The organism is Sphingomonas sp. FG14, from assembly GCF_057809675.1.
Map to the genome: position 1 here is coordinate 343,832 of NZ_JBMDKK010000001.1, position 26,767 is coordinate 370,598.

At 65.5% G+C, this 26,767-nt stretch carries 25 protein-coding genes; 13 read left to right on the top strand and 12 right to left on the bottom strand.

The window, feature by feature from the left end; translation table 11 throughout:
- Positions 1-9 precede the first annotated feature (9 nt).
- A complete protein-coding gene (locus tag ACODTA_RS01630) occupies positions 10-969 on the bottom strand; it encodes a threonine ammonia-lyase (protein ID WP_489064060.1) in 960 nt (319 codons plus the stop codon).
- Complete coding sequence (locus tag ACODTA_RS01635) at positions 966-2,912, bottom strand: prolyl oligopeptidase family serine peptidase (protein ID WP_489064061.1); 1,947 nt, start codon at positions 2,910-2,912, stop codon at positions 966-968. Before ACODTA_RS01635 ends, ACODTA_RS01630 begins: the two co-directional genes overlap by 4 nt.
- Before the next feature lie 132 nt (positions 2,913-3,044).
- On the opposite strand from ACODTA_RS01635, the gene ACODTA_RS01640 reads away from it, so the two are divergent.
- Positions 3,045-3,407, top strand: coding sequence for a VOC family protein (locus tag ACODTA_RS01640; RefSeq protein ID WP_489064062.1), 363 nt, complete (start codon positions 3,045-3,047; stop codon positions 3,405-3,407).
- Here ACODTA_RS01640 and ACODTA_RS01645 read toward each other — a convergent pair.
- A complete protein-coding gene (locus tag ACODTA_RS01645) occupies positions 3,404-4,705 on the bottom strand; it encodes an Hsp70 family protein (protein WP_489064063.1) in 1,302 nt (433 codons plus the stop codon). The two genes, ACODTA_RS01640 and ACODTA_RS01645, sit on opposite strands and share 4 nt — an antisense overlap.
- Before the next feature lie 241 nt (positions 4,706-4,946).
- Between ACODTA_RS01645 and ACODTA_RS01650 the strand changes: the two genes are divergently transcribed.
- A complete protein-coding gene (locus ACODTA_RS01650) occupies positions 4,947-5,756 on the top strand; it encodes a class I SAM-dependent methyltransferase (RefSeq protein ID WP_489064064.1) in 810 nt (269 codons plus the stop codon).
- On the opposite strand, the gene ACODTA_RS01655 is transcribed toward ACODTA_RS01650, so the two are convergent.
- Positions 5,728-6,675, bottom strand: coding sequence for an MBL fold metallo-hydrolase (locus tag ACODTA_RS01655; protein ID WP_489064065.1), 948 nt, complete (start codon positions 6,673-6,675; stop codon positions 5,728-5,730). The two genes, ACODTA_RS01650 and ACODTA_RS01655, sit on opposite strands and share 29 nt — an antisense overlap.
- Before the next feature lie 69 nt (positions 6,676-6,744).
- Between ACODTA_RS01655 and ACODTA_RS01660 the strand changes: the two genes are divergently transcribed.
- The 5 genes from ACODTA_RS01660 to ACODTA_RS01680 all read left to right on the top strand — a co-directional run bounded on the left by ACODTA_RS01660 (position 6,745) and on the right by ACODTA_RS01680 (position 11,930).
- Complete coding sequence (locus ACODTA_RS01660; protein WP_489064066.1) at positions 6,745-7,254, top strand: phage baseplate assembly protein V; 510 nt, start codon at positions 6,745-6,747, stop codon at positions 7,252-7,254.
- Positions 7,254-7,571 carry a hypothetical protein gene (locus ACODTA_RS01665; RefSeq protein ID WP_489064067.1) on the top strand — a complete coding sequence of 106 codons (318 nt, stop codon included), beginning with the start codon at positions 7,254-7,256 and terminating at the stop codon, positions 7,569-7,571. The genes ACODTA_RS01660 and ACODTA_RS01665 overlap by 1 nt, the downstream gene beginning before the upstream one ends.
- Positions 7,572-7,720: 149 nt before the next feature.
- Positions 7,721-8,113 (top strand): hypothetical protein, encoded by a 393-nt coding sequence (locus tag ACODTA_RS01670; protein ID WP_489064068.1) that lies wholly within the window; start codon positions 7,721-7,723, stop codon positions 8,111-8,113.
- Positions 8,113-10,956, top strand: coding sequence for a response regulator (locus tag ACODTA_RS01675; RefSeq protein WP_489064069.1), 2,844 nt, complete (start codon positions 8,113-8,115; stop codon positions 10,954-10,956). The genes ACODTA_RS01670 and ACODTA_RS01675 overlap by 1 nt, the downstream gene beginning before the upstream one ends.
- Complete coding sequence (locus ACODTA_RS01680; protein WP_489064070.1) at positions 10,953-11,930, top strand: diguanylate cyclase; 978 nt, start codon at positions 10,953-10,955, stop codon at positions 11,928-11,930. Before ACODTA_RS01675 ends, ACODTA_RS01680 begins: the two co-directional genes overlap by 4 nt.
- A 45-nt stretch (positions 11,931-11,975) precedes the next feature.
- Here the strand turns inward: ACODTA_RS01680 and ACODTA_RS01685 are convergent, their stop codons facing one another.
- From ACODTA_RS01685 to ACODTA_RS01695, 3 genes are all read right to left on the bottom strand, one after another.
- A complete protein-coding gene (locus ACODTA_RS01685) occupies positions 11,976-13,892 on the bottom strand; it encodes an N-acyl-D-amino-acid deacylase family protein (RefSeq protein ID WP_489064071.1) in 1,917 nt (638 codons plus the stop codon).
- Between the two features lie 14 nt (positions 13,893-13,906).
- Positions 13,907-15,082: a serine hydrolase domain-containing protein gene (locus tag ACODTA_RS01690; protein ID WP_489064072.1), complete on the bottom strand. Its 1,176-nt coding sequence runs from the start codon at positions 15,080-15,082 to the stop codon at positions 13,907-13,909.
- 135 nt (positions 15,083-15,217) lie between these two features.
- Entirely contained in the window at positions 15,218-16,255 is a 1,038-nt protein-coding gene (locus tag ACODTA_RS01695) for an alpha/beta hydrolase (RefSeq protein ID WP_489064073.1), read from the bottom strand.
- 124 nt (positions 16,256-16,379) lie between these two features.
- Here ACODTA_RS01695 and modA point away from each other — a divergent pair, with 124 nt between their 5' ends.
- Genes modA through ACODTA_RS01715 form a run of 4 tightly spaced genes read left to right on the top strand, consistent with a single transcriptional unit; the run spans position 16,380 to position 18,897 of the window.
- A complete protein-coding gene (gene modA / locus ACODTA_RS01700) occupies positions 16,380-17,153 on the top strand; it encodes a molybdate ABC transporter substrate-binding protein (RefSeq protein ID WP_489064074.1) in 774 nt (257 codons plus the stop codon).
- Between the two features lie 10 nt (positions 17,154-17,163).
- On the top strand, positions 17,164-17,874 hold the full coding sequence (modB, locus tag ACODTA_RS01705; RefSeq protein WP_489064075.1) for a molybdate ABC transporter permease subunit: 711 nt from the start codon (positions 17,164-17,166) through the stop codon (positions 17,872-17,874).
- Positions 17,864-18,514, top strand: a complete 651-nt coding sequence (locus ACODTA_RS01710; protein ID WP_489064076.1) for a molybdenum ABC transporter ATP-binding protein — start codon at positions 17,864-17,866, stop codon at positions 18,512-18,514. Before modB ends, ACODTA_RS01710 begins: the two co-directional genes overlap by 11 nt.
- Complete coding sequence (locus ACODTA_RS01715; protein ID WP_489064077.1) at positions 18,511-18,897, top strand: hypothetical protein; 387 nt, start codon at positions 18,511-18,513, stop codon at positions 18,895-18,897. The genes ACODTA_RS01710 and ACODTA_RS01715 overlap by 4 nt, the downstream gene beginning before the upstream one ends.
- 12 nt (positions 18,898-18,909) lie before the next feature.
- Here the strand turns inward: ACODTA_RS01715 and dmeF are convergent, their stop codons facing one another.
- Entirely contained in the window at positions 18,910-19,842 is a 933-nt protein-coding gene (gene dmeF, locus ACODTA_RS01720; protein WP_489064078.1) for a CDF family Co(II)/Ni(II) efflux transporter DmeF, read from the bottom strand.
- Complete coding sequence (locus tag ACODTA_RS01725) at positions 19,832-20,104, bottom strand: metal/formaldehyde-sensitive transcriptional repressor (protein ID WP_489064079.1); 273 nt, start codon at positions 20,102-20,104, stop codon at positions 19,832-19,834. The genes dmeF and ACODTA_RS01725 overlap by 11 nt, the downstream gene beginning before the upstream one ends.
- Positions 20,105-20,228: 124 nt before the next feature.
- On the opposite strand from ACODTA_RS01725, the gene ACODTA_RS01730 reads away from it, so the two are divergent.
- A complete protein-coding gene (locus ACODTA_RS01730; RefSeq protein ID WP_489064080.1) occupies positions 20,229-20,615 on the top strand; it encodes a MerC domain-containing protein in 387 nt (128 codons plus the stop codon).
- A 4-nt stretch (positions 20,616-20,619) separates the two neighbouring features.
- Here the strand turns inward: ACODTA_RS01730 and ACODTA_RS01735 are convergent, their stop codons facing one another.
- Positions 20,620-22,104: a serine hydrolase domain-containing protein gene (locus ACODTA_RS01735; RefSeq protein ID WP_489064081.1), complete on the bottom strand. Its 1,485-nt coding sequence runs from the start codon at positions 22,102-22,104 to the stop codon at positions 20,620-20,622.
- Between the two features lie 152 nt (positions 22,105-22,256).
- Between ACODTA_RS01735 and ACODTA_RS01740 the strand changes: the two genes are divergently transcribed.
- Positions 22,257-23,186: a M55 family metallopeptidase gene (locus ACODTA_RS01740; RefSeq protein WP_489064082.1), complete on the top strand. Its 930-nt coding sequence runs from the start codon at positions 22,257-22,259 to the stop codon at positions 23,184-23,186.
- 41 nt (positions 23,187-23,227) lie between these two features.
- Here the strand turns inward: ACODTA_RS01740 and ACODTA_RS01745 are convergent, their stop codons facing one another.
- The gene (locus ACODTA_RS01745) at positions 23,228-24,346 is read right to left on the bottom strand and encodes a PepSY-associated TM helix domain-containing protein (protein ID WP_489064083.1); all 1,119 of its coding nucleotides are present in this window, start codon (positions 24,344-24,346) and stop codon (positions 23,228-23,230) included.
- A gap of 2 nt (positions 24,347-24,348) precedes the next feature.
- Positions 24,349-26,727, bottom strand: a complete 2,379-nt coding sequence (locus tag ACODTA_RS01750) for a TonB-dependent receptor (protein WP_489064084.1) — start codon at positions 26,725-26,727, stop codon at positions 24,349-24,351.
- Positions 26,728-26,767 lie beyond the last annotated feature (40 nt).

The window sequence follows — 26,767 nt, forward strand, 5'->3', positions numbered from 1 at the left end:
AGAAGGGTCTTAACCGATCATCCCGCCCAGCGTCCCCAGGTCGATATTCCCGCCCGAAACAACCGCGACGATCTTCCTTCCCGCGAATTCCGGCTGCAGCGCTGCGGCGATCGCGGCGGCACCGGCGCCTTCCACCACCAGGCGATGGCGCAGCGCTGTCTCCCGCACCGCCGTCGCGCATTCGTCGATCGAGACCACCACCGTGCGATCGATGAACCGCTCGATCAGCGGCCACATCTCTCCGAGCACGCGGAGCGAGCCGATGCCGTCGACGAAAGAGGCGGTGCGCTCGACCGCGACGGGCTCGCCCACCGCGAAGGCGGCGGTCAGCGGCGCAGAGGTTTCGACCTCGCAGGCGACGATCTCGACCTGCCGGCCCATTAGTTTCAGCGCCAGCGCGATGCCCGTCGAGAGTCCGCCGCCGCCGAAGGGGATGGTGATCGTATCGACATCGGCCCAGTCCTGCGCGATCTCCAGTCCGACTGCAGCATTACCGGCGATCACCGCCGCTTCGCTCACGGGATGGACGAAGGTCGCGTCCGCAATGCCCGCGTCGCGGGTTTCCATGATCCGCCACCATTCGGCAAAGTCATGGGCATGGACGGTGGCGCCCAGCCGTTCGAGCATCGCGAGCTTGGTCCTGGCCGCACTGTCGGGCACATGGACGTGAAGCGGCAGCCCATAGCGCCGCGCGGCAAAGCCCAGGCCTTGCGCGAAATTGCCGGCGCTTGCGGTTGCCAGCGTCCCTCCGCCGCCCTGCCGCGCGACATAAGCGGCATTGAGCCCGGCGCGCACCTTGAACGATCCGAAAGGTTGCAGATTCTCGGGCTTCAGGCGCAGGTCGCGATCCGCGCCGCCATCGCCCATCCAGGGCAGCAGCGGCGTGCGGATGATATCGGGCGCGATCCGCGCTGCGACCGCTTCGATATCGCCCAGGCCGAGCGCCGATATTTGGTCGGCGAGCGTCACTTCGCCTCGAACAGGCGCTTGAGGAACACCGTCTCCACCTCGCGGCGCAGGTCGTTATTATGCTTCTTCAGAAAGCCATGGCCTTCGTCCGCGAAGACGACGTACCAGGCATCGATGCCGTTGGCGCGGATCTTCGCGACCACCTGATCAGACTCGGACTTCGGCACGCGCGGGTCGTTGGCGCCCTGCATCACCAGCATCGGCTTGGTGATCTTGCCGACATTGGCCATGGGCGAGATCCGCGCGAAGACGTCGCGCATCTTCGGATCGCGTTCGTCGCCATATTCGGCGCGACGATTGTCGCGGCGATAGGCCTCGGTATTGTTCAGGAACGACACCCAGTCGCTGATCCCATAGCGTTCGACGCCGCCGACCAGCCGGTCCGAATAATGCGTCATCACCGCCAGCGACATATAGCCGCCATAGGATTGGCCGTAAACTGCGACGCGCTTCGCATCGAGATCGGGCTGGGTGCCGATCCAGTCGATCAGCGCGCCGATATCCTTGACGCTGTCTTCGCGCTTCTCGGCATTGTCGAGATTGAGATAGCGTTTGCCGTAACCGTCGCTGCCGCGGACATTGGGCAGGATCACGGTCGCGCCCAGCACATTGGCGAAATATTGCGCGCCATAATTCCAGATCGGGCGGGTCTGCGCTTCGGGGCCGCCATGGATATCCATGATCACCGGCGTTTTCGTACCGGCGGGAACATTGCGCGGACGATAAACGAAAGCGGGGATCGACAGGCCGTCGAAGGATTTGAAGCGCACCAGCGTCGGTTCGGACAAGGTCGCGGGATCGAGATCGCCCAGTTCCGAATTGGTCCAGCGAACGAGTTCGCCGCCCGTCACGTCCCAGCTCCAGACATCGCCCGCCGACGTCGCGTTGGTCAGGCCGATCGCCAGCTTGCCGCCATCGGGCGAGAATTTGAGCGCGGTGAGCACGCCGCGCGGCAGTTCGGGCTGGGGCAGGGCGCGCCGCGTGATCCGATCCTGCACGACGACACGCGAAAAACCGTCCTCGTTGATCGCATAGGCGAGCACGCGGCCGCCCTTGCTCAGCTCGTAGCTTTCGACGTCCCATTTGAGATCGGGAGTCAGCAATGTCTCGCGGCCGCTGGCGATGTCGATCTCGACCAGCCGGCGCGTATCGCTGTTGCCGTCCGAAATGGCGATGATGCTGCGGCCGCCGGGGAGGAAGCGCGCCTGTTCGTAACGTGCAGGCGCCGCCTTGGGCGCGATGCGGGTCGCCTTGCCCGATGCGATGTCGAGCAGGAACAACTGGCTCTCGCGATTGGAGATGCCGCGTGAGAAGAGCAGGCTGGCCTTGTCGGCCGAAATATCCTCCGGCCCGACATTGCCCGGATCGCGATAGAGCAGGCGTGGTGCGGCCGGGGCGGTGGGATCGGTGGCGAGCAGCGCGTAGCTGCCCGATCCCTTGGTCGCCTGTGCCCAGGCGAGCAGCTTGCCGTCGGCACTGAACACTGGCGACTGGTTGCGCGTGCCAGCTTCGGTCAGTTGCGCCGCTTCGCCCGTCAGGCCCTTGGCATAGAGCTGGAACCATTCGTCGCCGCCGGTATCGCGCGTCAGCACGAAACGGTCAGTGCCTGGGATGGTCGCCGCGCTCGCGACGGGCTCGGCGTAGAAGCTGATCTGCGTGCGGTCCGCGCCCGGCGCCTTGACGTGGTGCAATTGCTGGGTGGTGCCGAACCGCGTTGCGATCAGCATGCTGCCGTCGGGCAGCCAATCCTCGAACTGCGCGGCGCGGCTGTTCTGGTAGCGCTGTACCGCCGCCGTCACATCGGCAGGGATAGCGGGCACATTCTCGAGCGTCGCGGTGCCGACGTGGCGAACCCGCGGGGCAGTGGCCTGCTGGGCATGGGCGGCCATGGAAAAAACGACGGGCGCGATCGTGATCGAGCAGCGCAGCAGCAGTTTGAACATCGATGATTCCCTTGAGATGCCGGCTGATGAAGAGCAGCGACGCGGGGGGCGGTCAAGGGCGGTCGCGCTGGACATCGGTCAGCACCGGGCTCATCTCGCTCGGGCCTTGTCGCCATTGAGGAGAGTCGCGGAATGGCCGTCAAACGCATCGTCGCCAATATCGCGACCGGCGATCCCGCACATGCGGACGCTTTCTATGCCGGGATATTGGGGCTGGAGCTGGCGATGGATCATGGCTGGATCCGCACCTATGCGGGCGAAGCGTCGAGTCGCGCGCAGATCAGCTTCGCCAGCGAAGGGGGATCGGGCAGCACAGTCCCCGATCTGTCGATCGAGGTCGACGATATCGATGCGGTGATCGAACGGGTGCGCCAGGCGGGCATCGCCTTCGAATATGGACCGGCCGACGAACCCTGGGGCGTGCGGCGCTTCTATGTCCGCGATCCGTTCGGCCGGCTGCTCAACATCCTGATGCACCACGGCGGACAAGCTTAGCCCGACCAGGGGGTGGGATCTTCCTCCGCCGCGATCAGCGCCAGGCCATGCGCGATCGAGGTGAGTTCACCGCCGCTCATGATCGCATCGGCGCCGAAACGGCGGGTGAAGATGCCGCGGACGATCGGGGTGAGCGAGGTACCGCCGGTCAGGAAGACGCGGTCGATCTCGCTTTCGCGCGTGTTCGCGGCCGCCAGCGCGCGATCGAGCGTCGCCTCGATCTGCGTGACATCCTCGGCGATCCAGCTTTCGAAATCGGCGCGGTCGACATCGGTGTCGATCTCCAGCCCCGCGCCCGAAAAATGGAAATGCGCCGTGTCGTCGGTCGACAGCGCCCGTTTGAGCCGGCCGACGGCATCGTAGAGCGGATAGCCCAGCTCGTTTTCGATCACCGCGATCATCCGGCCGATCGCATCGCCATCGATCGCGCTGCGCTGGAGCCGGCGCAGTTCGTCGAGCGTGCGGCGGTTCCGCATCAGCGCCAGGCGTGACCAGTCGGCGAAATCGGCGAAATAGCCGCGCGGGATCTCCAGGATCTTGCCGAAGGATTGATAGGATCCACCCTTGCCGAGCATCGGCAGGATCAGCCGGTCGACGATGCGCTGGTCGAACCGGTCGCCGGCGATGCCGATGCCGGCATGACCCAGCGGCACGCAGCGCCGGGCGGCGCCGGGTTCGGCAAGCTGGACGATCGAGAAATCGCTGGTGCCGCCGCCGAAATCAGCGACCAGCAGCCGCGCGGGCTCGGTCAGTCGCGATGCATGGCCGAAGGCGGCGGCCAGCGGTTCGTAGACATAGTGGATCTCCGCGCCGAACTCAGCGAACATCGCGTCGTAGCGCTGCCGGGCGAGCGCCGGATCGGGCCTTGCGCCGGCATATTCGATGGGGCGGCCGACGACGACGCGGCCGGACTTTTCCTTGAGTCGCGTACCGGCATGCGCCCTGAACCGGTCGAGGAACAGCCGGCCGAGCTCCTCGAAGCGATAGCGCTTCTCGAACACCGACGCGCTTTCGAAATTCGCGCTGGCAGCGACCGATTTGAACGACTGAAGGAAACGGCTGTCCTCCGGATAGGCGAGATATTCGGAGATCGCCCAGGGGCCGGCTTCGACCGCCAGTCCGCCGCGCACATCCTCGTCATGCCAGAAGCACAGGGCGGAACGGAACACCGCGCCATCGGCTTCCGGTCCGTCGAATGTGACCAGTTCGGTGCCGCCGTCGCCCGTGGCGATCGCAGCCACGCTGTTGGTGGTGCCGAAATCGAGCCCGAGCGCGGGGCCGGCGGTGAAGCTTTGCATGAGGTCTCCGGATCGGCGCGTCGCTGCGGGGCCGCCGCCTATGCCGATGGAGGCGGGTTGGATGCAACCCCGTTGAGTTCGGCTTGGCCGGCGGCTATCCGAAGATTCCTCCGGAGTGTCCGCCCGTGATCCGTTAAGCCTCGCCCGGCCAGCCGCAAACGCCGTTTCTGTGCCCGGGCATCGCCTTGCCTGATCATATCGTCTTCGCTGAACTGCGAAGATCGGACACGGAACATCTCATATGCCATCAGCTTCCATCGATATCGCGGCGCACAACCGTGCCGCCTGGGATCGCCTTGCCTCACAGGATTGCGACTGGTCGCGTCCCGTCGGCACCGAAACGATCGCGGCCGCGCGCCGCGGTGAATGGTCGATCCGTCTGACGCCGTCGCCCTTGCCGCGGGACTGGCTCGGCGATGTCGCCGGGCGGCGCATCCTGTGCCTGGCGTCGGCGGGTGGGCAGCAGGCGCCGGTCCTTGCCGCCGCCGGCGCGGACGTGACGGTGTTCGATGCGTCGGAACGGCAGCTCGATCAGGATCGGATGGTCGCGGCGCGCGATGGGCTGTCGCTCAGCGCGATACAGGGCGATATGCGCGATCTGTCACGTTTCGGCGACGGCGCTTTCGATATCGTCTTCCATCCGATCTCGAACCTCTATGTTCCCGATGTACGGCCGGTCTGGCGCGAATGTTTCCGGGTGCTGGCGGAGGGAGGCCGTCTGCTGTCGAGCTTCTACAATCCCGTCGTCTTCGTCGGTGATCGTGATCCGAGCCATGCCGAAGCGGGCGTCATCCGCCCGTGCTTCAAGATCCCCTATGCGGATTCCAGCGATCTGGACGAACGGGCGCTTGCCGCGAAGCTGGCGCGGGGCGAGGCGCTGGTGTTCGGGCACAGCTTGGCCGATCAGATCGGCGGGCAGATCGCCGCCGGTTTCGTCGTCGATGGTTTTATCGAGGACATGCAGCCCAATCCGCGTTTCCTGATCGATCGTTATTTGCCGACCTTCATCGCGACGCGCGCGCTCAAAGTTCCATCAGATCGCGACCGATGACGAGGTTGCCCGAGAAATAGGGGCGCACCGCATCGCGCCAGACTTCCTCGGCGACCTGCGGATAGCCGCCGGGCACGAAGTGCGAGAGCACCAGCGTCTTGACGCCGGCCTCGGTCGCGATGCGGCCCACCTGTTCGGTGGAGGTATGGCTTGCGAGCAGGTGAGCGAGCAATGTCTTCGCATTGCGTTCTCCCGCCGCCATCGCTTCGAGCGAGGGCAGGTGCATCACTTCATGGACGAGGATATCCGCGCCCTTCGCCAGTGCGACCAGATTGGCCGAAGGCGCGGTATCGCCCGAGATGACGATCGAGCGATCGGGGCAGTCGAAGCGATAGGCGAAGGCGGGGCTGACTGGTGGATGCGGCACCAATGCCGCGGTGACGCGCACATTGTCGTCCTGCATTACCGGCCCGTCGGCGCGGATCTCGTGCGGCACGATCAGCTTTTTCAGTGAGGTACGCCCCTCGTCCGCCATCCGTGTGCGGATATCATAATCGTTGAGCGCCAGGAACTGCCGCGTCATCCGCTTGAGCGGCGGCGGGCCATAGCTGTCGACCGGCTTCGCCAGCGTGGTCGACCAGGCGAGCATCAGCAGATTGCCGTAATCGGCATTATGGTCAGAATGGTGATGGGTGATGAACACCGATCGGATGCTGTCGAGGCTGAGCCCGGCAAGGATGAGCTGGCGGGCGACGCCATTGCCGCAATCGACGATATAGGTCGCGTCGCCGACGACGATCGCGGTCGAAGGGGCCGCGCGATTGGGCTTCGGCGTGGGGCCGCCTGCCGTGCCGAGCAGGATCAGCCGGGATCGTCGGTTGTCGGTGGCGGCGGCATTTGTCGCTGCCAGGGATAGCAGGCCCGCCGCACCAAGGCCGAGCAGGTCGCGCCGGTTCATGAGGGATCGGGGATCGTTCATCGCATCACCGTTGCGGGCGGACGCGTTTGCGTCAACCATGCCGATCCCCGGATCACAGGGAGAGCCAGAATGAACGACCAGACGAAACGGCATTTCGGCAAATTCAGGGGCGTGGTGATCAACGCGATGGATCCGCTGGCATCGGGCCGGGTGCAGGTTCAGGTGCCCGATGTCGGCGGCGTCGATATACTGGGCTGGGCGATGCCATGCGTGCCCGTGGCCGGGCCGCATGCGGGTATGATCGCGCTGCCGCCCGAAGGGGCATCGGTCTGGGTCGAGTTCGAGCGCGGCGATCCCGACTACCCGATCTGGACGGGCGGATTCTGGAGCGGCCCCGCCGAGATGCCGGTGGCGGGCGCCTCGTCCCCGGATTTCAGACTGGCCGTCGTCACGCCGCAAGGCGCCTCGTTCCTGATCAGCGATGCGCCGGGGACGGCGGGCGGCATCGCGCTGCGAAGCGGCGGTGCGTCGCTGGTCGTCAACGAGAGCGGCATTCATATCCAGAATGGCAAGGGCGCCTCGATCACGCTGGTCGGTCCCAATGTGTCGGTCAACAATGGCGCGCTGGAAGTGATCTGATGAGCCGTCCCGCAATCACCACCGGCGCGATCCTGATGTGCCCGCACGGCGGATGGGCATCGATCATGAGCGGGACTGCGCGCGTACGTGCGGACGGCGCACCGATCGCGACGATCGGCGATGGTTTTCCGGTTTCGGGATGCGCCAATGTGGAGCAGCCGTGCATCAGGATCGAATGGCTGGTATCGGCGACGCGCGTGCGCATCGGCGGGCATCCGCCGATCCTGCAGGGCAGCACGGGCCTGGCGCTTTCAGCCGAGGGGAGCGCGGGTTCCTCGATCAGGGTTTCGAACCAGGCTCGCGTGATGATGGGCTGAGGCCGCCGGTCGGGAGATAATTCGTTTCGAAGACGAAATAGAACCCATTTTGGTTGCTTTTCTGCGGGATTGCATATCCAACATTAACCCTATCGCAAGCCCGTCCGCATAGTTTTGCGGGCGTTATGAGTGGCAAAGCGATGTTTCGGATGAAGCCCCGTCGCCGGGATCGGATCGCCAAGGTTGCCGGCCCGGCTGCGGACGGTTTCAAATGGCGAGATCTTGTGCCTGCCGCCGCATTGCTTTTCGTGGGCCTGATCGGCCTGGCCGCCGCGACTCTCAAGCCGACGGGACAGGACGGCCAATATGCCGTCGTCGCGCCGCCCTGGTACGATCTGCCTGAAACGCTGGCGCTGATCCGTACCGCCAATGGCGGGATCGTCGATGCCGGCGGACCGGACAATATGGTGATCGCGCAGTCCGACGATCCAGGTTTTGTCGATGCGGCCTATCGGGCGGGGGCCTGGGCGGTGATCGATCCGATGCGGCTTCGCGGCTGTGTTGGTTTCAGGCCGGCATCGGCGCCGGCACAGGGGGGATGATGTCAGAACTCGACAAGCTTCGCACGCGCTTCGCGCGCTTCCTTGTGCCACTGCTTTGGCTGCATGTGCCCGTGCTGGCGATCACCGCGGCAATCGTCGACCGTTCCGTGCTTGGCGCGGCACTGGCGGGCATATTGCTGGCCAGCTCCTATCATTTCGCGTGGTGGCGCGGGGGCATCGCGCCCGCGAACCGCTATTTGTCGGCGATCGCGCTGATGGGGGAGCCGGCGCTGCTCGTCTATCTGTTGTCAGGCAATCCGTGGCAGATGGACATGCACATGTACTTCTTCGCCATGCTGGCGTTGACGATCGCATGGTGCGATCGGCGTGTCATCCTGGTCGCCGCCACGGCGGTGGCGATCCACCATCTCGTGCTCGATCTGCTGCTGCCTTCGGCGGTGTTCCCCAACGGTAACGACGTGCTGCGCGTGGCGCTGCACGCCGGGATCGTCGCGTTCCAGACGGCGGTGCTCGTCTGGCTCAGCGACATGTTGGTCGAAAGCTTCGATCGCATCAGCACGATGCGCGACGAGATCATGGCGAAGAATGTCGCGCTTGAGGAGCGGACGCACGATGCCGAGGCGGCCAGCCGGGCGAAGAGCATGTTCCTGGCCAATATGAGCCATGAGATCCGCACGCCGATGAACGCCATTCTCGGTTTCTGCCATCTGGCGCTACGCACCGAATTGACGCCTCGGCAACAGGATTATGTCTCCAAGATCAACGGAGCGGGAGCCTCGCTGCTGAGGTTGATCAACGACATCTTGGATTTCTCGAAGAACGAAGCGGGCAAGCTGGAGCTGGAATCACGCCAGTTCGATATGCGGACGTCGCTCGAGAACCAGCTCCATCTCGTCGATGCCGACGCGCGGGCCAGGAGCGTCACGGTTCGCTCGATCATCGACAATGCGGTGCCTGCCCGCCTGGTTGGCGATGAACTGCGTTTCAACCAGGTGATCCTGAACCTGGTGAGCAATGCCATCAAGTTCAGCGAGAACGGCACCGTCACCGTGTCGGTCGGCACGTCGGCGCAGATCGGCAATGCCGTGACGCTGGAGGTATCGGTTCGTGACACCGGGATCGGCATGACGCCCGAACAACAGGCGTCGCTCTTCAATTCCTTTACCCAGGCCGACAGCTCAACGACGCGCCGTTTCGGTGGCACCGGCCTTGGGCTGGCGATCAGCAAGCAGATCGTCGAATTGATGGGCGGCAGCATCGCCGTCGAAAGCCGATTGGGCGAAGGCAGCGTCTTCAGCTTCACTGTCGAGATGGTGGTGGGTGACGCGTCGGCGACGCCGGCAATGCTGCCCACGCAGACCATCGCGGCGCTGCGCGTCCTGATCGCCGACGACAATCCCGCGTCGCGCCAGATCTTGGAGGAAATCTTCGCATCCTGGTCGATGCCGGTCGATCTGGTCGCATCCGGAGCGGAGGCTCTCGGCGCGATCGAGACCGCGACGGCGGCGGGCGAGCCCTATGATTTGGTCTTGCTCGACTGGAAGATGCCTGGCCTGGACGGCATGGAGACGGTGAAGGCGATGCGGGACAGCGAACGGCTGACCAGTCTGCCCGTCGTCCTGATGGTGACCGCTTATGGCAATGACGAGTTCAGAGCCGAAGTGGAAAGGGCGGACATAGCGGCCTTCCTCGCCAAGCCGGTCGAACCGACGACGCTTCTTGAGACCATCACCGGTCTGTTCGCGGGAGAGGATTCCAAGCCTGCGGAAGCCGTCGAGTCTTCGGATACGGTGCCGATGGTGTCGCCGGCATTGCGCGGGCTGCGTGTGCTGTTGGCGGAGGATAACGACATCAATCGTGAGATCGCTGTTGAGCTGCTGAGCGATGCCGGACTGGTCGTCGATGTCGCGGAGAACGGCAGGATCGCCTGCGAGCGCGTGGACGAGGCCGCCGGCCACTACGCGGCCGTGTTGATGGATGTGCAGATGCCGGAGATGGACGGGATGGAGGCGACGGTCAAGATCCGCCGCCGCTGGACCGCCGAAAGCCTGCCGATTATCGCGATGACCGCGCACGCCTATGAGGCCGAGCGGCAACGCTGCTTCGATGCGGGAATGAACGATCATATCGCCAAGCCCGTCGACCCCGCAATGCTGGTGCGCACGCTCGATCGCTGGTTGAAGCCGGGCGCTATCCTTTCAGGTGAAGCACAGACGGCGGTAGTCGCCGCGACGGAGCCGGTTGCCGAGCTTCCTGATACTTTGCCGCCTTTCAATATCGAGGCCGCGCTCCGGCGGGTCAACGGCAAGCGCGTCCTGCTGCGCAAGCTGATCACGGGCTTCGGTGACGGTTTCGCGTCCACGGTTTCGGATTTGCGCACGCAGATCGCCGGTGGAGCACTGATCGAGGCAAGGCGGCTCGCGCATACGCTGAAGGGCACGGCAGGTTCGCTGGAACTGGTCGCGGTCGCGCAGGTTGCGGCTGAAATCGAGGCGGCTATTGCTGCCGACATGCTCGACGGGCTCGGGCCTTTGCTGATGCGGCTGGACGAACATCTCTCACCGGCAATCGCCGCCGCTGCCAGCTTGTCGCCGGTAGGATCGACTGCCGCGCCTCAGGACGCGGCCGTGATCGACCCGGCCGCCGTGGAAGCGGCGCTGACCGATCTGCGCGGGCTGGTGAAGCGGCGCAGCCTGGGTGCGCGCGGCGGCTTCGAGCGCTTTGCCCAAGCGAGCGGGATGGCGGCTGAAACGATCCGCCTCCATCCGCTCAAGGCCGCGCTCGACGCACTCGATTATGACCGGGCAGCGGAACTGCTCGACGCGGAAACCGGCGATACCGCGAAACAGGGCCGGCCCGAATTGCAGGAAACACTTTCATGACCGACGTCATCATGACCCGGAAAGCCGTGGTCCTCATCGTCGACGACGAGATTTCGAACATCGAGATCATGAATGCCGTGCTCGAGGACAGTTACGAGATCTGCTTCGCGACATCGGGCGAGCAGGCGATCGAAACCGCGCGCACGGTATTGCCCGATCTGATCCTGCTCGACGTGCTGATGCCCGGCATGGATGGCTATGAGGTCTGCAAGACGTTGAAGCAGGATCGGCTGCTCGCTGATGTCCCGGTGATCTTTACGACCGGGCTCGACGATCAGGATGCCGAGGCGCGCGGGCTTTCGCTGGGCGCGATCGATTATGTCACCAAGCCGATCCAGCCGGTCATCCTGGCGGTGCGTGTCCGCAACCATATCGAGCTCAAGCGCCTGCGCGACCAGCTTGCCGAGATGGCGGTGACCGATGCGCTGACCGGGCTCAGCAATCGCCGCCGTCTCGAACAGGCGCTGGGTGTCGAGACGGCGCGGCTCGCGCGTTCGGAGGACTGGCTGTCGGTGATCATGCTCGACATCGACTTCTTCAAGGCGTTCAACGACACTTATGGGCATCCGGCGGGGGACCGCTGCATTGCCATGGTTGCTTCTGCGCTCAACCGTGCGGTGCGCCGCGCTTCCGATCTCGCCGCGCGCTATGGTGGCGAGGAATTCGCCTGCGTGCTGCCGGGCGCCGATGCCGATGCGGCGATGACGGTGGCCAGGGAAATCCAGGCGCAAATCCAGTCGCTGGGCATTCCGCACACCCAGTCGAAGGTGAGCTCGTGCGTGACGGTCAGCATCGGCATCGCGACCGCGCGTTGCCGCCCCGGCATGACGGCCGATCTCTGGATCGGCAACGCCGATCGCCAGCTCTATCTCAGCAAGGCGACCGGCCGGAACCGGATCGTGGGAGAGACTTTCCACGCGGTTCCGGTCGCGGCGGAAAAGGGCTTTCGGCTCGTCTCCGAGCGGGGCATTTGATACGCGGCGGCAGATGAGCATCGCTCATCTGCCGCTGATGTTCGGTTAGCGCACCGATCCGCTGGCGGGCAGGGCAATCGCGGCATTGCTGCCGAGCGCGAGCGAAACGACCGGAGTTTGCGCGGCGCCATCGGCATGGTCGAGCGTCAGCGTCGCCGCCATGCGCTTGCCCGCCTTGTCCTTGAGGATCGCGGTCAGGCTGGCCCAGCCCTTCGTCGTTTGCAGCACGCCCAGCCGGTCGGCGGTCCAGACCGTCCGAGATTTCACGTCGGTCAGCTTGATCGTGCCGGTGGCATAGGCCTGACCCGCGCGCTGATCGGCTTGGATGGAGACGGTATAGTCCGCGGACTTGGCGGTCGCGGTCATGCCGCGCGCGGCGCTCACTGCATTCATCGGACGGCTCGGCATATGCGTGTCGCGTAGCAGGACCGCGCCCGATTTCGCTCCGGTGGCGGCGCCATCGACAAAACTCGCGACGCCGTTGACGATCACGTGGCGAATGCCGTCTGAGGGGAGTGTCGGCTTGTCGAAGGTGGCATGGTCGCGCACCGTTTTCGGATCGAACAGCGTCACGTCGGCGCGCATGCCCGGCGCGATGCGGCCGCGATCGACCATGCCGATGATGGCGGCGGGCAGCGCGGTCATCTTGCGCACCGCATCCTCCAGCGTGATCGCGCCGGTATCGCGGACATAATGGCCGAGCACCTTGGGGAAGCTGCCATAATAGCGCGGATGGCCACGATTGGTGATTGCCGCGCCACAATCGCAGGCGACGGCGGTGTCGGGATATTTCAGGAAGGTGATCACGTCATCTTCCAGCCCGAAAGTCATGTTGGCGCGGACAAAGGGTTCGCGTTCCAGCGTACGGAGCACGGCTTCACCAGCGCCGATCTTCTCCTCGGCCATGATGTCGGTCAGTCGCTTGTTGAGATCGGGCAGGGCGATACCTTCGGCGCCGCCCAGCCGCGTCGCCATCGCATATTCCGCTGCCTCGACGAGCTTGGGGCGGATCGCCGGATCCTTGAAACGGGCAAGCATCGCATCGCGCCCGCCATCGGCGGCCCAGCCGGGGACGAGAAAGGCCTGGAGCGCGGTCTGGCCGGCGAGATAGGGATAGATGTCGATCGCGGTCCAGGCGCCGCGCGCAGTGGCGGCGGACACCATCTTGAGCACATTCGCGGCATTGCCGCGTTCCTTGCCCGCACTCTTGATGTGCGTGATCACCGGCACCAGCCCGGCCTGCTCCGCGACGGAAACAGTCTCTTCCATGCCCTTGAAGGAACTGAGGTTATCCTCCGGGCGCAGCCGGTCGTGATTGGGGAAGTTGGTCCGCCACGGCTTGGCGACCGAGACGATGCTGATCACTTCCTCGGGCCTGGCATAATAGGCCGGGCGATAGTCAAGGCCGGAGGATACTCCCCAGGCGCCGGCCTTGAGGTTCTTCTCCAGCGCGGCGCGCATCGATGCGATCTGCGCCCCGGTCGGTCGCAGGTCGCGATCGCCCATCGCATCACGCCAGACCGCGTTGAAGCCGGTATAGGCGCCGATATTCTCCGCCAGCCCCTTGGACGCATAGTCTGGAAGCTGCTTCGCGATATCGCTGCCGCCGCCGCCATCGGCATTGATCATTTCGGTGGTGACGCCCTGGGTCAGCATGTTGACCGCGGTCGAGACCGCATCGGGTTCGGCATGGCTGTGCAGGTTGATGAAGCCGGGCGAGACCACCAGCCCCGCCGCGTCGATCGTCTTCACCGCCTTGGCCGGTCCGATATCGCCGACCGCGACGATATGCCCGTCATCGATCGCGACGTCACCGCGATAACCGGGCAGGCCGCTGCCGTCGACGATCGTGCCGCCCTTGATGACGATGTCGTATTCGGGCGTATCCTTGGCCATCGCCGGCGCGGCGAATGCTAGCACGGCCGCTGACGACAGGAACGAGAGAGTCGCGATCGAGCGCATGGTTGTTCTCCTGATCATTGTTTTGCCGCTCCACCCTGTGAACCCAGCCACGCTTGCGCGACCTTCCAGTAAAGCTCGTTCGCGCCGCCATCGGTGTTGGTGAGCAGCACGATCGACGTTCCGTCATCGGGATAGGTGTAGAGCATGGCGTTGAAGCCGTTGATCGCGCCGCCATGGCCGATCAGGCGGTGGCCGTCGCGCGTGCCCACGCCAAGGCCCAGGCCGTAATCCATCGGCGCCCGGCCATCGGGGCCGGGCTTGCGCGCCTGGCTGGTCAGGCGCCCGTCCTTGAGCTTGGCGGGCTCGATCATCAGCGCCAGGCTTTCGGGCTTCACCACCTTGCCGGCGAACAATGCCTCGTGCCAGCGCAGCATGTCGGTCGCCGTCGAGCGGATCGCGCCCGCACCGCCGGAAACGCTGACGGACAACGCCACCGGATAGGCGAGCTTGCCGTCGCGCAGGCCATAGCCCTTGGCGCGACGCGGCACGATCGTGCGCTCGTCGTCATAAACGGTATCGGTCAGCCCCAGTGGCTTCACGATCATCTCGTCGAGCGCGACCGCATAGGGCTTGCCCGTCAGCTTCTCGACGATCGCGCCCGCCATCACATAGGCTGAGTTGTTGTAGCGATACTCGGCGCCGACCGGGAAATCGGTGAGATTGTCCTGCCCCGCGATATACGACACCATCTCTTTGGTGTCGTGCTCGCGCCAGCCGCGCGATCCCATGAAGACCTTGTCGGTATAGCTGTGGATGCCCGATGTGTGATCGAGCAGGTGGCGGACGGTGATGCCGTCCGCCTTCGGGAAATCGGGGAAATATTTGCTGATCGGATCACTGAGCGAGAGCTGGCCGCGCTCGACCAGCATCATCAGCATCGCGCTGGTGAACTGCTTGGTGATCGATCCGATGCGGAAGATCGTGTCGGGCTTCACCGCCTGATCGTCTTCCAGGTCGGCCATGCCATAGCCTTTGATCAGGACGATCTTGCCATCCTTCATCACGCCGACCACGCCGCCCGCGAGCTTCTGGGTGGCGAGGCTGTCGGCCATCACCTTGTCGATCGCAGAGCTATTGATCGCCGCCGCCGCGCGGGGCGCGCCCGCCAAGGCAGGCGCAGGCAGGACCTGCGTCATCAATAGCAATAGAGGCGCGGCGCCCAGCCAGCGCGCGATCTTTCGATTCCTCATGTTCTTGTCCCTCCCAACCCCGCCGGCATGATTCGCCATATCGGAAAGTGTGAAATCCTGATCAGGATGTTTCAACCTGAATGGGCTCTTGGCAAGAAGAAAAAGTTGCAGAAGAAACGAATTCTGGCCAAGCGCCTATCGCTGGAACGCGAACTCCACCGCCCGGCCGATGGCGGGCCAGACCGAGATGCCGTGCCCCTGATCGGCGAAGACCGCATAGTCCGCCACTTCATATCCGGGCGCGCCCTTCACCGCCTTGAGCCGGGCGATCAGATCGCCCGCATTGGCGACCATGTTGGATCGGGCGATCATCGCCGCCACGGTCGCCGCATCCATGCCGGGGATCGGCGTCCTGGGCGGCGTGCTTTCTTCCGACCCCATGGTGACAAGCACCCTTGGCGTTGCCTTGCCGGTCTTCACCGCCTGGACGAACGCGGCTTCACCCGCCAGCACGACGCGATTGCTCCACCAGATCGACGGGCTGGCGATGATGAAACTGCGATAGGCCTGCGGCCGGGTGAACAGCGCGCGAAGCACCGCCAGTCCGCCCAGCGAATGGCCGAACAGCGCCTGGTTCGATGCATCGATGCTGGTCAGCTTGGCGATGCGAGGTTTCACATCGGTCTCGATCGTCTGGAGGAACTGATCGAGGCCGCCGACATTGGCGGAGTTGTAGGGCGATGGACCCGATGGAGATTGCGCGGCGAGTTCCGCATCGGTCGCGGGCAAGGTCAGGTCATAGGGCCGCTCGCGCGATCGTGCGCGCGGCAGCGGATCCATCGCCGCCTGCGCCGGGTTCGGCGGACCGCGCCGTCGTTCGGAATCGGCGATGAATTCGGCGCTGTCGGGATAGCCGATGCCGACCACGACGACGTCGGTGGCATTGCCGTTCACCCGAACGGCCTCGGTCATGCTGCCGAAATAGCTGTTCCCGTCGAAGATATAGATGACGCGGTAGCCGGTGGACGGCGGCGGCCGCAGCGGGAGCGCGACATTGAGGCGATAGCGATGGCCGTTCACCGAGGAGACGAAGTCGATCACGCGCGTATTGGCGATCGTCACTTCCGTTGGCAGCGGCTGTTGTTGTGGCTGGGCCTGTTGCGCTTGTGCCGCTGCCGCCACGGAAATGCTTCCTAGAGCAATGCCGGTGATCAGGCCCGCGATCCGCTTCATCTTCACCCCTTCGACTCGTTGCGGGGCAGACCGTGCAATTCCGGTCGGCGATATGCAACCGCAGCGGCGGATGCGACGCGCAAGCCCATTGCGCACCGCGGGACGACGGGCCAATGTCCCGGCGATGGTCCGGTTCCTTCTTCGATTGCTCGCGATGGTTTCGGCGGCGGGCATGTGGCTCATGCCCGCCGCCGCGCAGGAACGCGCGCCGCTGGTGCTGGCGGCGGCGAGTCTGCAGGAATCGCTCAGCGAAGCGGCCGATGCCTGGGCGGCGCGCGGCAATGCGCGCCCAGTGCTGTCCTTCGCCGCATCTTCGGCGCTGGCGCGTCAGATCGGATCGGGCGCACCGGCCGACCTGTTCATCTCGGCGGACGAACCGTGGATGGACGATGTCGCGAAACGCGGACTGCTGCGGCCACGCACTCGGATCTCTTTCCTGGCGAACCGGCTGGTGCTGGTAGCGCCGGCGGCGCGCCCGGTGCGGCTGACGATCGCGCGCGGCTTTCCGATCGCGCGGGCGCTTGGCGGCGGGCGGCTCGCCATGGCCGATCCCGATACCGTGCCGGCGGGCAAATATGGTCGTTCGGCGCTGACCGCGCTCGGCGTCTGGCCGCAGGTACAGGCGCGGGTGGCACGGGCCGAGAATGTTCGCGCCGCGCTGGCGCTGGTCGAGCGTGGCGAGGCGCCGCTCGGCGTGGTCTATGCGACGGATGCGCGTGCCTCGCGCCGCGTGGTGGTGGTCGGCACATTTCCAGCCGCCAGCCATCCGCCGATCACCTATCCCGTGGCGGCGCTGAAGTCCGGACGCAATCCGGTCGCCACGGAGAGATTCCGCCGCTTCCTGATCTCGCGCGACGGCCGGGCGATCTTCGCGCGCTACGGCTTCGTGTCACGCTGATCGCCGGACCATGTCGTCCTTCCTTGCCCTCACGCCCGATGACTGGGAGATCATCCGGCTGTCATTGAAGGTCAGTCTGGTCGCGGTGGCGCTGACCATGCCGATCGCGTTCGGCCTGGCCTGGGTCCTGGCGCGGCTGCGCTTCCCCGGCAAGCTGCTGCTGGACGGCCTGGTCCATCTGCCTTTGGTCGTTCCGCCCGTCGTGACCGGCTGGCTGCTTTTGCTGGCGTTCGGCGCGAACGGCCCGGTGGGGCGGTGGTTCGCCGAATGGCTGGGCATCGAATTCATGTTCCGCTGGACAGGGGCTGCGCTGGCCGCCGCGGTGATGGCGCTGCCACTGATGGTGCGCGCGATGCGGCTGTCGATCGAAGCGGTCGATCCGCGACTGGAGGGCGCGGCGCGGACATTGGGCGCCACGCGCTGGCGCAGCTTCCTCACCATTACCCTGCCTTTGTCGTTGCCCGGGGTGCTGGCGGGGGCGGTGCTGGGTTTCGCCCGATCGATCGGAGAGTTCGGCGCGACGATCACCTTCGTTTCCAATATTCCCGGTGAAACCAGAACCTTGCCGATCGCGATTTATTCGGCGTTGCAGGTGCCGGGCGGCGAGGGGACGGTGACGCGGCTCGCGGTCATCTCCGTGCTGCTGTCCCTGGGGGCCTTGATCGCTTCGGAGGCGCTGTCGCGCCGCGCCGGGGCGGGGCGGGGCGGCCATGTCCTTTGAGATTTCGATCAGCCGCAGGCTCGGCGACGGCCTGATCGCGCTCGATCTGGAGGCTGGCGATGGCGTCACCGCATTGTTCGGTCCGTCGGGCGCGGGCAAGACGAGCATCCTGAACATGGTCGCCGGATTGCTCAGGCCTGATCGGGGCCGGATCGCGGTGGCGGGGCGGATCCTTTTCGATGCCGATGCCGGGATCGATCTACCCCCCGAACAGCGCAGCGCCGGCTATGTGTTTCAGGATGGCCGATTGTTCCCGCATCGCCGGGTGCGCGCGAACCTGCTTTACGGAACACATCTCGCCACGCCGGCGGCGCGGGCGACCGGGCTCGATCTCGCGCTCGACGACGTCGTCGCATTTCTCGGCATCGGCCATCTGCTCGACCGCTGGCCACGCACGCTCTCCGGTGGAGAAGCGCAACGCGTCGCGATCGGCCGTGCGCTGCTTGCCTGTCCGCGCTTCCTGCTGATGGACGAGCCGCTCGCATCGCTCGATGCCGCGCGGCGCGACGATATCATGGCGGTGATCGAGCGCGTCCGCGACGAATTCGGCCTGCCGACGCTCTATGTCAGCCATGATCGCGCCGAGGTCGAAAGGCTGGCGACGCGGATCGTCGTGATGCCGCAGCGAGACGGGACATGAAGGAACTGATCCGGTTCCTGCTGGCGCCCTTGCCGGCATCGATCGCGGCGGCGTGCATATCCGTCGCCACCGGAGCCTATCCCTGGCCGCTGTCGATCGTGATGCTGGTTTGCTTGCTGCTTTATGCGGCGCAACTCGTTTTCGGCTTTCCCATTCGTGTGCTGCTCATCCGCCAGGCCCAGCGTTCGGCGGCAAGCCATGCGATCGGCGGGTTCGCGATGACCGCGATCCCGGCCGCACCCTATGCGATCTGGGGCATGGCGGAGCATGGCCAGACCTTGACGTCCGCCGCCGTCTTCTTCTGGCTGATGGGCTGCTACGGTGCGCTGACCGGGTTTACCTACTGGCTTCTCGTACGGGGTGAGCTGCGCCGGCGGGCCTGATCGTTTCGTGGATCAGGTCTCGATGGTCAGATGGCCGATCGCCCGGATCGGGGAGAGACGTTCGCGAACCGCCGATGAGGATGGGACGCCGGTGACGCGGACGATCGCGGCATGGGCGGACGGGCCGATGCGCCAGACATGAAGGTCGGTGATGCGGGCATCGCCCGGCGCTTCCACGCGCGTGCGGATCTCGGCGGCGAGCGCCGGTTCGGTGCTGTCGAGCAGGACATGCGCGCTGTCGCGCATCAGCGACCATGACCAGCGGGCGATGACCGCAGCGCCGACCAGCCCCATCGCCGGATCGAGCCAGACCCAGCCCAGATAGCGCCCGGCCAGCAGCGCTGAGATCGCGAGCAGCGATGTGAGTGCGTCCGCCAGGACATGGAGATAGGCGGCGCGCAGATTATTGTCCCGTCCATGATGGTGATGGTCGTGGTCGTGACCATGCGCGTGGCCATGATGGTGATGCGCGTGCCCGTCCGATAGCAGGAGGGCGCTGATCAGGTTCACCGCCAGTCCGGCGATGGCGACGATGGTCGCTTCACCAAACGCGACGCGCGCCGGTTCGGCAAGGCGCATCGCCGATTCCACCGCGATGCCCAGCGCGATCAGCCCGAGCGCGAGCGCCGAGGCGAAGCCGGCGAGATCACCGATCTTGCCCGTGCCGAAACTGTAGCGGGGGTCGGCGACATGGCGGCGGGCATAGCCATAGGCGATCGCCGCGATGCCGAGTGCGCCCGCATGGGTGGCCATATGAAAGCCGTCGGCAAGCAGCGCCATCGATCCCGTCGCATAGCCGGCGGCGATCTCCGCGACCATCATCAGCGCGGTGATCGCGACCACCCAGGCGGTGCGTCGCGCATTGCGATCATGCGCGGCGCCCAGAAAGTCATGGCCGTGATCGGCAAAGATGGGGTGGAGCGCGGGGCGTGGGTCAGCGGACATGGCGGCGCAGCAGCACGGTGAGTTCCTCGGCGGCGGCGGCGCGCTCCGCATCGGAGAGGCCGGGCGCCGCGACATGCGCCTGAAGGTGATCCGCGACCAGTTCGTCCATCAGCCCTGCCACCGCGCCGCGCACGGCGGCGACGAGATGAAGCGTTTCGGCGCAGCCGGCATCGGACTGGACTGCGCGTTCGACCGCGCCGACCTGCCCCGCGATTCTTTTGATCCGGGCGAGGATGGCATCCTTGTTCTTTGATATATGCATAGGATAGGGGGGTATCCTATATTAGCCTGGTCGACAAGACCGGCTCACGTCGCGATTTCCCGCGCTGAAAATATCCTGGCGCCTGGCCCTTGCAATCAATGATACAAAGTATCATCTGCCGGGCATGCGACGGAACGGTATCGGACAAGGCTGGCTCGACGGCCTCTCGATAGGGGCTTCGGCATTGTGCCTGATCCATTGTCTGGCGCTGCCGATCCTGATCGCCGCATTGCCGGCGCTCGCGCGCGCGCTCGATCTGCGCGAGGGTTTCCATCTGCTCGTGCTTGCCGCCGCCATCCCGACCAGCGCCGTCGCATTGATGGCCGGGCATCGCCGTCACGGCGCGCTCGTGCCCGTCTTCACCGGCATCGCCGGGCTCGTGCTGATGATGATCGGGGCGCTCTTCACCAGTCGCGCCGCAGCCGAAACCGCGCTGACCGTCGCCGGCAGCCTTTTGCTCGCGAGCGCGCACATCGCCAATTGGCGCCTGCGCGCTCGCGTCACGGGTTAAGCCATCAAGGCTGCTTGTCGAGCGAGATCCAGTGCGTCAGCGCGTTGCGCACGCGCTGATTGTCGCCGTCCCCCGCTGCGGTCGCCGCGCCGTTGAGCGTGGTGCCATGCAGCTTGAGCGCGAGATGGACCGAATAGCTGTAGCGCAGCGTCTCCGGGTTCGGGATGCGCGCATTCAGGTCGCCGTCGAAAAAGCCCTTGTCGAAGCGGGCGCGTGAAACGATCGTCGGCAGTTGATCGCCGAACTTCGCGCGGATCAGGCCGTCGGGTTGGAAGGTCAGTTCGACGGGCATGTCCTTCGCGGAGGTGTGCAGCGTGCCTTTCCAGGTGCCGACAAGCTCGGCCGAGGGGGTGAAGGCGGGCGCCTTGGGTTCTTCGGTCGGGATCGGGGTGGGCTTCCAGCCGGGCAGCACCACGGCGGCGATCTTGTCCGCGATGATGCGGGGGGCCGGGCTGCTCGAATTGGCCAGCACGACGATGGCGGTATTGCGATCGGGGAAAAGCTGCATCAGCGTCGCGACGCCCGCCATGCCGCCCGAGTGGGAAACGATGCGATATCCGTCCTTGGTGCGCGTGCCGAAGCCCAGGCCATAGGCGCTGCCCTCGTCGCGTATCGCCTGGGGGTCGACGCCGCGATGCATCTCTTCGATCGATGCGTCGGAGAGGATCGCCTTCTGGCCCGAAAGATGATCCTTCAAATGAAAGCCGGCGAAGCGGATCAGGTCGTGCGCGCTCGAATAGACCGCAGAGGCGCCGGGATGGTCGAATTCGTAGAAGGGCACCGGTTCGCCGTCCCGACCGTAACGCATTGCCGCGAAACGCTCGAGCCCGGGGCCGATATCGACCGATGTGTGGGTAAGGCCAAGCGGCACGAACACCTCGCGGCGCATGAAGTCCGCATAGCTGACGCCCGAAACGCGGCTGATGATCGCATCGAGCACGCCATAGCCGAGGTTGGAATATTGATAGCGTTCGCCAGGCGCGGTGAAGAGATTGCCATAGGTCTGGATCGTGTAGTCCATGGGCGGGCGGGCGACGGGCTCGTCTTCGTAGAAGAACTGGTAATGGAGCGGCAGGCCGGCGGTGTGTCCGGCGACGCGGCGCACCGTCGCGTCGCGCGCATCGCCGACGCGCGCGGTGAGCTTTCCCGCGCCCAGATAGTCGTTGGCCGGCTTGTCGAGATCGACCTTGCCGGCCTGCACCAGCGTCATCAGGCCGGTCGCGGTGATCGGCTTCGAGATCGACGCGAGCGAATACATGGTGTGTTCGTCGGCCGCGATCCGCTTTTCGCGATCGGCCCAGCCAAAGCCTTCCTCCCAGACGATCTTGCCGTCCTGCATCACCGCGACCGCGATCGAAGGAACCGATTTCTCCTCGATCTGCTCGCGGATCGCGGCGCGCACCGTATCGAAGCGATCGGCCTGGGCCGGCGTCGCGGCTCCCGTCAGCACCAGCGCGCCCAGCACCGCGCGCGTCATCGTCAGCGTCATGATATCTCCCCTCGCTCTTTCGAGCGCCTGTTTCGAATTTCGGAATTGATTCGCCAATTATGAAAACTGCAATCCCGCATGGAAAAGCGCAACGGAAATGCTAAGGATGACCGATCAACGCATCACTTCAATAAATGACAGGGGGAAGATCCGTGCCGATCCGATCGCAGACATTCCGGGGATTCATCGCGGCGACCTTGCCCGGCATGGCGATGATCGCCGCGCTTCAGCCGGCGGAGGCTCAGGCGCAGGGCAAGCGCATCTTCATCTCGATCGACATGGAGGGGATCGCGGGCGCGGTGACGCCTAACCAGATCAGCGGCACGGGCATCGACTATCAGCGCCAGCGCAAGATCATGACCGACGAATTGCTGGCCGCGATCGCGGGCGCGCGTGAAGGCGGCGCGACCGAGTTCGTCATCGCCGATGCGCATGGCGACATGCAGAATATCCTGATCGAGGAATTGCCCGCCGATGTTCGCCTGATCCGCGGCAGCCCGCGACCCTTGATGATGATGGAGGGCATTCAGAACGGCCGCTATGACGGCGCGATCTTCATCGGCTATCATTCCAGTGCCTCCAATCCACGCGGCGTGCGTGCGCACACCTTCTCCAGCGCGCGCATCTCCGAAGTGAAATTGAACGGTGTGCCGGCCTCCGAAGGATCGATGAACGCCGCGCTCGCCGCCCAATATGGCGTACCGGTGATCCTGGCGACGGGTGACGACGCGGCGGTCGAGGAACTCGCGCCGGTCATTCCCGGCGCCGAGACGGTGGCGGTCAAGCGCAATATCGGTTTCCATGCCGCCGAAAATCTCGTCCCGGCGGAGGCGCAACGGCAGATCCGCGCCGCCGCGACCAAGGCCGTCCAGAAGAGCGCGCAGATCAAGCCAGCCAAGGCCGCGCAGCCCGTGACGATCGACCTGACCTTCCATTTCTATCGCCCCACCGAACTTCTCGCCTATCTGCCGAATGTCGAGCGCACCGGCGCGCGTTCGGTGCGCTGGAAATCGGCAGATATGGCATCGGCTATGAAGTTCATGGAATTCGCCATGTCGTATAATGTGGAACTGCAACCCTGAATTGATTCCGGCCGATCGGCGCCAGGCCTTGCTGTGCAACGTCAAGTCGGCCGGCGCCGTCGCCACCAGAGCAGGATACCGGTGAGGCAGAGCGCTGCGGTCGTCAGGCCGGCCACGAATATCGCGATCCGGCCGGCCATGCCGAACGCCTTTCCCGAATGCAGCGGATATTGCCAGGCGAAGAACAGGTCGCCCGCGCTTTCGCCATTGTCGTGCCGCTGCCCGACGACCTGCCCGTCGGACATGCGGATATAGGTCCAGAGCCGCCCCATCCCGTCCAGGTCGCGCGGATCGAAGCTGCGCACGCCATAGACCCCCTTGCCGGGGATCGGCGCGACGCTGTCGACCGGTCCGGCGCCATATCGGCGTGCGATCGCGGCGGCATGGGCGATGCCGATGGCTCGGGCGGCCGGGGGCTTGTCGGCGAACGCATAATGCAGCCGTTCCGATACCGGGGAGAACAGCCGGACGGCATCGCGGCTTTCCTCCTGCCAGGTCAGGCAGCCGCCCGTCACCGCCAGCGCCAGCGTGACGGGATAGAGCCACATGCCGGGCGCGCGGTGCAGGTCGAACAGCCGGCGCAGCCCGCGCCCCTGGACGAGAAAGGCCGAACGCAATGCCGCCAGTCGCGGCACCGCGAGCAGCGCGGCGGGGATGTGATCGATCACCCAGAGCAGCGAGACCAGCCCCAGGAACCATGCCATGGCCGGGCCCAGCATCAGATCCATATGCAGCGCGTACAGGCTGTCCATCAGATGGCGGCGATCGAACGCCGGCGATCCGCCGATCCGCCAGCCGAGGAGCCCTCCGCTTTCCGGATGCGCGAACATCTGCACCGGCGCGCAGGTGCTGTCGGTTCCGAGCAGCATGATGGTATCGCCTGGCTGGTCCGGCAGATCGACATAACGCACGGAAAAACCGGGCAGCGCAGCGTGCGCGGCGGCAAGCGCCGCGTCGGCGGCGTGCCCGGTGCCCGCCGACGCGACGGACACCGAATACCAGTCCGAATTGAGCCAGCGATCGAGTTCGTCGTAGAAGACGATCGCCGAACCCGTCAGCGACAGGACGAGCAGCCACAGCGCGGCGAACAGGCCGAACCAGCGGTGCCACAGGCGCAGCAGCCGTCGCGGCGACACCGTCCGGCGCGCGGCGGACGCCATGATCAGAAGCGGACCGAAACCGTCAGCCTGATATCGCGCCCCGGTTCGCGCACGCCGACCACGCCCTCATAATCGGGGATGCCGCTGTAATCCGCCACGCTCGAATGCGCGCGGTAGCGTGTGTCGAACAGATTGTAGACGCCGGCGAGAAGAGTCAGCCGGTCGCTGCCCAGCGGCTGCCAGCGGCCGAACAGATCGACGACGGTATAGCCGGGCTTGTCGACCAGCTGCGTCGTCGGGATCCAGCCGATCTCGACATTGCGGTGAAGCACTTCGATGTCGTTGAGGTCGTTGTAATGCGTCACGCTCGCCTCGAAACCGAGCGTGTCCGACGGGCGATATCCCAAAGTCAGGTTCCAGTTGTCGCCCACCGACGTGCCCAGGCCGATATGCTCATAGCCTTCGACCGGATGGCCGTTGATCCGCGATCGATAGTGGTTGAAATAGGCGTCGATCGAGAACGGACCATGGCTGTAACCGGCGCGCAGTTCGATGCCATTGGCTTTGAACTTGCCGATATTCTCGTAATAATTGGGGGCCTGGGGTGCCGGGCCGTTGCCGATCTGGTCCAGGATCACATCGTCGATCACCATGTCGTAATAGACCGCAGATGCGCGGAATCCGTCGCGATCGAACGCCGCGCCGGCCTCGTAATTGTCGACGCGTTCGGGGCGTAGCCCGGGCGCGAGCGCGATCCGGCCGGGGCGCTTCTCCAGTGTGAAGGCGTCGCCGATTTCCTTGCCGCGAAACGCCTGGGCGAAGCTGGCATGCAGCGTCAGGCCATCGGTCAGTTCGTAACGCAGCCCGGCATTGACGCTGATCCCGTCGCTGTCGGTGGCATTGGCATAGGTCACCTGCGTCAGATCATAGGCGTCGTAGCGCGCGCCGACGCTCAAGGTGAGCGGATCTGCGATGCGCCAGTGATCCTGTATATAAAGGCCGAAAACGGTGCCGGTCTCGACGAAGCGGCCGATCGCCGGATCCCACGCCCAGGGCCCCCACACCGAGGCATCCTCGAGATAGCGGCTCTCGACGCGGTCGTCGCGATATTCGGCGCCCGCGACAATGTCGTGCTGGCCCTGGCGGAAGCGGCCGCGAATATCGAAGCCGTAACTGCGGATCGCGGCGCCATAAAGGCCCCAGCGATCGTAGCGATCCTGCACGAAGCGCGAGCGCGTCCAATAGCCCGTCGCTTCGATGTCCACGCCCTTGCCGGCGTCCAGTCCGTAATTGAGGATCGCGGTCTGTCGCTTCGCCTTGGCGGGAAACAGCGGATCGCTTGCCAGAACCGGCCAGTTGGGTCGCTGGCCGAACGATGCCTGCTCGTTGCGCTGTTCGTAGCTTGCGGAGAAGCGGTGGCGTCCGCCCAGCGTGCCGCCCAGCTTGACGAAGCCGAGCTTCTGCGTGGCGGCGGTGCCGTAGAGCGTCTCGCCGCCGCCGTCCTTCATATTCTCGCGGTCGACATGCGCATAGGATGCGATGATGCCGAGATCGTCGGTGAGCCGGCCGAACACGGTTGCCGAAAGCTTGTAGCCGTCATTGCTGAACCAGCCGGCCTTGGCGATCGCGCCCACCGACTGGCCGGGCTTCAGCAAATCCTCCGCATCGCGCGTGCGGAAGCGGATGGCGCCGCCGATCGCACCGAAGCCCGATGTCGCCTCGCCGGCACCGGCCTTCACGTCGACAGTCGCGAGCAATTCGGGCTCGATCGAAACCCGGCCGATATGGTGGAACAGCGTGCCGCGCTGCGGCGCGCCGTCCACCGTGACGTTGAGCATATTGTCCTCGAGCCCGCGCACATAGATCTTCTGCGCGATCCCGACCGAGCCGCCGACCGCGACCGAGGGCACCTGGCGGAACAGATCGCCCAGATCATTGGCCTGGCGGAACTCGATCTGTTCGCGATCGATCTCCACATCGGTCAACGCGCCGACGACGACGATCTGCTCGTCCGCGCCACCGGTGTCGCTCTCCATGGGCATGTCGACGGCGCCGGCCAGCGGCGCCGGCGCCGCGCGCATCGCGGCGGCTCGTGGGGCCGGGCGAGGTGCCGGCGTTTGCGCCATGATGCGATAGCCGCCGCGTCCGTCGGGCCGGGCCGAAAGCCCGGTGGATGTGAGCATGCGGGAAAGCGCCGCCGCGGTCGTGAAGTCCCCGCGCAATCCGGTGCTGTGCTTGCCGCGCACCAGTGCGGGATCGACCGAGACCACGGTGCCCGCCTGGCGGCCGAGCCGTGCGAGTGCGGATCCCAGCGATCCAGCCGGAATGTCGAATGCGCGCGATGCCTGTGCGGCCTGCGCGGTGGCGGGCGCCCCCGCTGCCGCGAGAGAAGCGGTGGCGAGGACGGCCAGCGCCGCCCCGCGCATCGAGATCGAAACCATGGAAATCCCCTTGAAAACGGACCTGTTCGCAAGGTGGGAC

Bases quoted from the DNA above. Each gene is read 5' to 3' on its own strand.
- ACODTA_RS01635 (WP_489064061.1), bottom strand. From the start codon at position 2,912: ATGTTCAAACTGCTGCTGCGCTGCTCGATCACGATCGCGCCCGTCGTT.
- ACODTA_RS01640 (WP_489064062.1), top strand. From the start codon at position 3,045: ATGGCCGTCAAACGCATCGTCGCCAATATCGCGACCGGCGATCCCGCA.
- ACODTA_RS01645 (WP_489064063.1), bottom strand. From the start codon at position 4,705: ATGCAAAGCTTCACCGCCGGCCCCGCGCTCGGGCTCGATTTCGGCACC.
- ACODTA_RS01650 (WP_489064064.1), top strand. From the start codon at position 4,947: ATGCCATCAGCTTCCATCGATATCGCGGCGCACAACCGTGCCGCCTGG.
- ACODTA_RS01655 (WP_489064065.1), bottom strand. From the start codon at position 6,675: ATGAACGATCCCCGATCCCTCATGAACCGGCGCGACCTGCTCGGCCTT.
- ACODTA_RS01660 (WP_489064066.1), top strand. From the start codon at position 6,745: ATGAACGACCAGACGAAACGGCATTTCGGCAAATTCAGGGGCGTGGTG.
- ACODTA_RS01665 (WP_489064067.1), top strand. From the start codon at position 7,254: ATGAGCCGTCCCGCAATCACCACCGGCGCGATCCTGATGTGCCCGCAC.
- ACODTA_RS01670 (WP_489064068.1), top strand. From the start codon at position 7,721: ATGAAGCCCCGTCGCCGGGATCGGATCGCCAAGGTTGCCGGCCCGGCT.
- ACODTA_RS01675 (WP_489064069.1), top strand. From the start codon at position 8,113: ATGTCAGAACTCGACAAGCTTCGCACGCGCTTCGCGCGCTTCCTTGTG.
- ACODTA_RS01680 (WP_489064070.1), top strand. From the start codon at position 10,953: ATGACCGACGTCATCATGACCCGGAAAGCCGTGGTCCTCATCGTCGAC.
- ACODTA_RS01685 (WP_489064071.1), bottom strand. From the start codon at position 13,892: ATGCGCTCGATCGCGACTCTCTCGTTCCTGTCGTCAGCGGCCGTGCTA.
- ACODTA_RS01690 (WP_489064072.1), bottom strand. From the start codon at position 15,082: ATGAGGAATCGAAAGATCGCGCGCTGGCTGGGCGCCGCGCCTCTATTG.
- ACODTA_RS01695 (WP_489064073.1), bottom strand. From the start codon at position 16,255: ATGAAGCGGATCGCGGGCCTGATCACCGGCATTGCTCTAGGAAGCATT.
- modA (WP_489064074.1), top strand. From the start codon at position 16,380: ATGGTCCGGTTCCTTCTTCGATTGCTCGCGATGGTTTCGGCGGCGGGC.
- modB (WP_489064075.1), top strand. From the start codon at position 17,164: ATGTCGTCCTTCCTTGCCCTCACGCCCGATGACTGGGAGATCATCCGG.
- ACODTA_RS01710 (WP_489064076.1), top strand. From the start codon at position 17,864: ATGTCCTTTGAGATTTCGATCAGCCGCAGGCTCGGCGACGGCCTGATC.
- ACODTA_RS01715 (WP_489064077.1), top strand. From the start codon at position 18,511: ATGAAGGAACTGATCCGGTTCCTGCTGGCGCCCTTGCCGGCATCGATC.
- dmeF (WP_489064078.1), bottom strand. From the start codon at position 19,842: ATGTCCGCTGACCCACGCCCCGCGCTCCACCCCATCTTTGCCGATCAC.
- ACODTA_RS01725 (WP_489064079.1), bottom strand. From the start codon at position 20,104: ATGCATATATCAAAGAACAAGGATGCCATCCTCGCCCGGATCAAAAGA.
- ACODTA_RS01730 (WP_489064080.1), top strand. From the start codon at position 20,229: ATGCGACGGAACGGTATCGGACAAGGCTGGCTCGACGGCCTCTCGATA.
- ACODTA_RS01735 (WP_489064081.1), bottom strand. From the start codon at position 22,104: ATGACGCTGACGATGACGCGCGCGGTGCTGGGCGCGCTGGTGCTGACG.
- ACODTA_RS01745 (WP_489064083.1), bottom strand. From the start codon at position 24,346: ATGGCGTCCGCCGCGCGCCGGACGGTGTCGCCGCGACGGCTGCTGCGC.
- ACODTA_RS01750 (WP_489064084.1), bottom strand. From the start codon at position 26,727: ATGGTTTCGATCTCGATGCGCGGGGCGGCGCTGGCCGTCCTCGCCACC.